At 59.4% G+C, this 4,822-nt stretch carries 6 protein-coding genes; all 6 read right to left on the bottom strand.

What is annotated here, in order from left to right:
* Window positions 1–110: 110 nt before the first annotated feature.
* On the bottom strand, window positions 111–356 hold the full coding sequence (locus Q1B15_RS22665; protein WP_299758389.1) for a DUF4170 domain-containing protein: 246 nt from the start codon (window positions 354–356) through the stop codon (window positions 111–113).
* A 209-nt stretch (window positions 357–565) separates the two neighbouring features.
* Window positions 566–1,606, bottom strand: a complete 1,041-nt coding sequence (locus Q1B15_RS22670; protein ID WP_299758390.1) for a succinylglutamate desuccinylase/aspartoacylase family protein — start codon at window positions 1,604–1,606, stop codon at window positions 566–568.
* Entirely contained in the window at window positions 1,603–2,508 is a 906-nt protein-coding gene (rimK, locus tag Q1B15_RS22675; protein ID WP_299758391.1) for a 30S ribosomal protein S6--L-glutamate ligase, read from the bottom strand. Before rimK ends, Q1B15_RS22670 begins: the two co-directional genes overlap by 4 nt.
* Window positions 2,505–2,981 (bottom strand): RimK/LysX family protein, encoded by a 477-nt coding sequence (locus Q1B15_RS22680; RefSeq protein WP_299758392.1) that lies wholly within the window; start codon window positions 2,979–2,981, stop codon window positions 2,505–2,507. The genes rimK and Q1B15_RS22680 overlap by 4 nt, the downstream gene beginning before the upstream one ends.
* Before the next feature lie 106 nt (window positions 2,982–3,087).
* The gene (locus Q1B15_RS22685) at window positions 3,088–3,858 is read right to left on the bottom strand and encodes a 3'(2'),5'-bisphosphate nucleotidase CysQ (RefSeq protein WP_299758393.1); all 771 of its coding nucleotides are present in this window, start codon (window positions 3,856–3,858) and stop codon (window positions 3,088–3,090) included.
* Window positions 3,845–4,822 (bottom strand): metallopeptidase TldD-related protein (locus Q1B15_RS22690; protein ID WP_299758395.1); only part of this gene is annotated, 978 nt, incomplete at its 5' end. The genes Q1B15_RS22685 and Q1B15_RS22690, both read right to left, overlap by 14 nt.

Raw genomic sequence — 4,822 nt, forward strand, 5'->3', positions numbered from 1 at the left:
TCGCTCGGGACCGCGTTCGGGGGGGGCGGGGTTATCGCGGCGGAGGGTGCGGTCGGCGAGACGCGTGGCGTTGTAAAAGAGCCGAGAGATAAGGCGGGGTTTGGGCGTCGTCAGCTGCCCAGCTCCTCAGTCGACGACGCAGGCGCCTCTTCGTCGCGCAAACGGTGTAAATGGGCGATGAAATAGCGCATGTGGGCATTGTCCACCGTGCGCTGGGCTTCGGATTTCCAGGCGTTGTAAGCCGTCGCGTAATCGGGATAAATCCCGACGATATGGATATCATCCACGTCGCGGAAAATGTTGGTAGAGGGGTCTGTCAACTCTCCGCCGAAGACGAGATGTAGGCGCTGGGTCATTGGGGTCTCCCGTTGTTGAGGTGCAGGGTAAACGCCTGCTGCGTGGGGTCAAGCCGCGGCTGAATTGGCCGTTTTGGCGTTTCCGGTACCTGCGTTGGTGCATGCGTTCGCAGGATTAGGGGTGGGTCATTGGTTCGAACTGGCGCGCATCGCCTCTTAGAACGCAATGCTGGCTTGCCTTAAGAGATGCTCGGACCCTTTGGCGAACATCAGATTATCTCGTCTTCATCAAACAAAGGGGCCTCTTCCAGCTGCGTTGCCAGATCATCAACAGCAGCTTCTGCGTCGTCGCCTGATTTAACAGCCGCAATGTGGAAAAGCGCGTCGCCTTCGTGGGCGATTGGCATGACGGCGCGTCCCACGATAATGCCTGCGTATCGAGTTTTGACCTCGACCTCGCCTTCCCCGAAGGGGTCCGAAATCGCGGCAACGATGTCGCCTTCTCCAACGACGTCCCCTTCCGCTTTGAACATGCGTAAAAGCCCGCCCGCCGGTGCGCGAAGCCAGTTGCTGTCCGAGCACAACAACGAGTCTGCCTTTGGCTTGGCGATCCCTGCCTTGGGCAACATTTTTATCTCTTTCAAAATGCGTAAAATTCCGGCCACCCCTGCGCGGACGGACATTTCATCAAACCGCATGCCTTCGCCGGCCTCGTAGAGCAGGACATCGACGCCGATCTTTTTGGCTTCTTGCCGTAAGCTTCCGTCGCGCAATGCACTTGTCAGAATGACCGGCGCGCCAAAAACTTTTGCGAGCCGCAATGTCTCGCGGTTGTTGGCCGAAACGCGCACCTGCGGCAGGTTCATGCGATTGATGGCCGCCGAATGCAGATCAATGCCAAGCGAACAGCGCCCGACGATTTCGTGGAGGAAAATATGCGCAAGCCGCGAGCCCAGAGACCCGTTCGGTGATCCAGGAAAGCAGCGATTAAGATCGCGGCGGTCCGGCAAGTAGCGCGAATGGTTGAGAAAACCGAAGGTGTTCACAATCGGCACGACAATCAGGGTGCCTTGCAAGGATTTCAGATTGGATCGCAGCAATCGGCGCACGATTTCGACACCGATCACCTCGTCCCCGTGGATACCCGCACTGACAAAAACTGTGGGGCCATCGCTGCGCCCGTGGATGACATGGGCGGACAGGGTGACGGGTGTGTGGTCTGACAGCATGCTGACAGGGATTTCGATGGTTTTGCGGGTGCCCGATTCAACGACTGCGCCGGCGATCTCGAAACCAGAACGTTTTTTCATCCCTTGCCTTTGGTCTTGGTTGCGTTGGGTTTCGCATGTTTTTCGATGTATTCGATGATCTTGCCTGCGATGTCGAGGCCGGTTGCTTTCTCGACCCCTTCCAAACCGGGAGAGGAGTTAACTTCCATCACAACCGGACCATGATTGGCCCGCAACATGTCCACTCCGCAGACATTAAGGCCCATCGCTTTGGCGGATCGAATTGCCGTCGAGCGTTCTTCTGGTGACAGTTTGATCAGTTCAGCGGATCCGCCACGGTGCAGGTTCGATCGAAAGTCGCCTTCTACGCCGGTGCGTTTCATTGCGGCCACGACCCTGCCACCGACGACGATCGCACGGATGTCAGTGCCGCCGGCTTCTTTGATGAACTCTTGGAGCAGGATGTTCACACCCGCACCGCGAAAAGCCTCGACGACCGATTTCGCGGACCGCTTTGTATCGGCCAAAACAACACCGATCCCTTGCGTGCCTTCCAACAGCTTGATCACCACAGGCGCGCCACCTGCAAGTTCGAGAACCTCTTCGGTCTGTTTTGGGTCATGGGCGAAAGTGGTCACCGGCAGACCAATGCCATCGCGCGCCAAAAGTTGCATCGAGCGCAATTTATCTCGCGAGCGGCCGATGGCAACGCTTTCATTCAAGGGGTAGACGCCCTGCATTTCAAACTGCCGCAAAACAGCCATGCCGTAGAAGGTGATCGACGCACCAATGCGAGGGATCACGGCGTCATACCCAACCAGCTTTTCGCCGTTGTAGTAGACCTCGGGCCTGCGCGACGCGATGTTCATATAACACCTCAGAGTGTTAATAATATCGAGCTGATGGCCGCGCTCCTCTGCCGCTTCTTTCAGGCGCCTGTGTGAGTAAAGTTCGGCATTGCGTGCGAGCATGGCAATTTTCATGTCTTTGGTCCTTTAAGATTGGGCTGGGCGCTTACCAAGTAGGATTTTCCCGCATGCACGGCGATGTTGTGGCGGCGCAAGGCGCGGCGTCCTAAAATAAGCGGAAACACCATGCTTCCCCGGTCCGTCAGCGAGACGTCGATCTTCCAACGACGCCCGGCAAGAATCATCGGTGTCCGGATCACGAGGCGGCTTTCGGGCGAGCCGCTGGTGTTGGTGATGTCGCGTTTGGTGAAGACCGGGAATTCACAGGTTTGTCCCGGCGTCCCCACAATGGAAGGCGCCGTAAAGCGCACCCATTTCTGGTCATCGCGTCTGAACAATTCGATGTTCTCGGCATGAAGGGCGGTTGTTTTCGCGCCCGTGTCAACCTTCACGGCAAAATCAAAAAGGCCTAATTCGGGCAGGCTGATACATTCGTGCCAGCCGATCACCAAAAGGGGCCGCTCCACTTGGCTTGCATCGTTCGTCATATTTGTCGTTTCCGTGAGAACGCGGGGAAGACCCACACTGCGGTATCTAAGCGGGAGTTACCAGTAAACCATGATATGGCGGGCGAAAGATCTGGAAGCAATGGCCTCAGACGAGTTGGTCGATCAGGGCCGCGTGCACGCCATTCCCCGCGGCCACGACGCCCGCTGATTGGCGACTTGGGGTGTTGAAAGTTAGCGTTTTGCCGCGTCGATCCGTGGCTTGTCCGCGCGCTTCGGTGACAAGAAGCGCACCCGCGGCGATGTCCCACTCCCAGCTTGGTCGCAGTGTCAGCATGCCATCAAAACGGCCTTCCGCGACAAGCGCGAGGCGGTAGGCGATGGACGGGCGGAAATGACGGTCGAAGGTTGGGGGGGCCGCTTTCCAAAAGTCGGGTTTAAGCGTGACTTTTGGGGTAAGAAGCGTGGTCTCGTCGCCGAATTGGTTCGCGGCAGCGTTGATTGGTGCGTCGTTCAGTGTGGCGCCGCCACCCTTGGTGGCAAGGTAGAGTTTATCGCGCACGGGCAAGTAGACGCAGGCCACGATGGGTTTGCCGTTTTCCACGATGGCCAGCGAGTGCGCCCAGGTTTTTTCGCCAGCGACAAACGCGCGGGTGCCGTCGATGGGGTCGATGACAAAGGCGCGCGTCGTCGCAAAGCGGGCCGGATCGTCTTCGGTTTCTTCACTGACCCAACCGTAGTCGGGGCGCGCGGCGAGGAGGCTTGTTTTCAGATGGGTGTCGACGGCGAAGTCGGCCTCGGACACGGGGTCGTCGCCACCTTTGTCCCAGACTTGTGGGTCCTCGCGCCAGTATTTTCGGGCGATCTCGCCAGCCTCAAGCGCGGCGGTTTTGAGGAGCTCGAGATCAGGCGCCAGCAATCGTGAGACTTTCGACAAGGAGCGATGGAACAACGCGCGAAAGGTGCGCGCGGGCGTCGTTTGCGGGAATGAGTGAGGCGAGCATTTCGTGGAGGTTGCCCGCGATGGTGCATTCGGTAACCGGGTAGGTGATCTCGCCGTTTTCAACCCAAAAGCCGCTGGCACCTCGGGAGTAATCGCCCGTTGTTGGATTGATCGACGAGCCGATCAGTGACGTGACGAGGAGGCCGGTGCCCATATCGCGGATCAGATCTGCGTGGGTTTGGTTGCCTTGGGTCATTGAGACGTTGCCGGTGCCGGGGGTCGGTGGGCCTCCCGTGCCGCGGGCGGCGGAGGCGGTGCTTTGCATGCCCAGTTTGCGGGCGGTCGCAAGGTCGAGCGTCCAGCCCATAAGCACGCCGTCTTCGACGATGTTGCGGGCTTGGGTGGCGAGACCCTCAGCGTCGAAGGGTTTGGAGCCACGGATGCGGGCGCGGTGCGGGTCTTCGGTCAAAGTGATGCCTTTGGGCAGGACCTGTTCGCCCAAACGCTCACGAAGCCACGAGCTTCCGCGTGCGATGGACGCCCCATTGGCGGCTTGCAGCAGGTGACCGATGAGGCCGGACGAGATGCGTTCGTCGTACAGGACGGGGAAAGCGCCGGTCGGCGGCTTGGTCGCGCCTGCGCGTTCCAATGTGCGTTTCGCGGCGATGTGGCCGATCTCTTCCGGCGTCATCATGTCGCCCGCGTGGGAGCGGCTGTCGCCGAAATAGTCGCGCTCCATGTCTGCGCCGGTCCCGGTGATCGCAACGCAGGAGAGGCCGTGCGAGGTGCGCGCGTAGCCGCCGGAAAAACCGTTTGATGCCGCCAGGTGGATGGCGTTGTGGCTATAGCCTGCGGCAACGCTGTCGGCTTGGGTAATCCCCTTGTGGGACAGGGCGGCGGCTTCGGCCGTCAGGGCGGCGTTTTGGAAGTATTTGGCGTC

This window comes from uncultured Boseongicola sp., assembly GCF_937988555.1.
Lineage (GTDB): Bacteria > Pseudomonadota > Alphaproteobacteria > Rhodobacterales > Rhodobacteraceae > Boseongicola.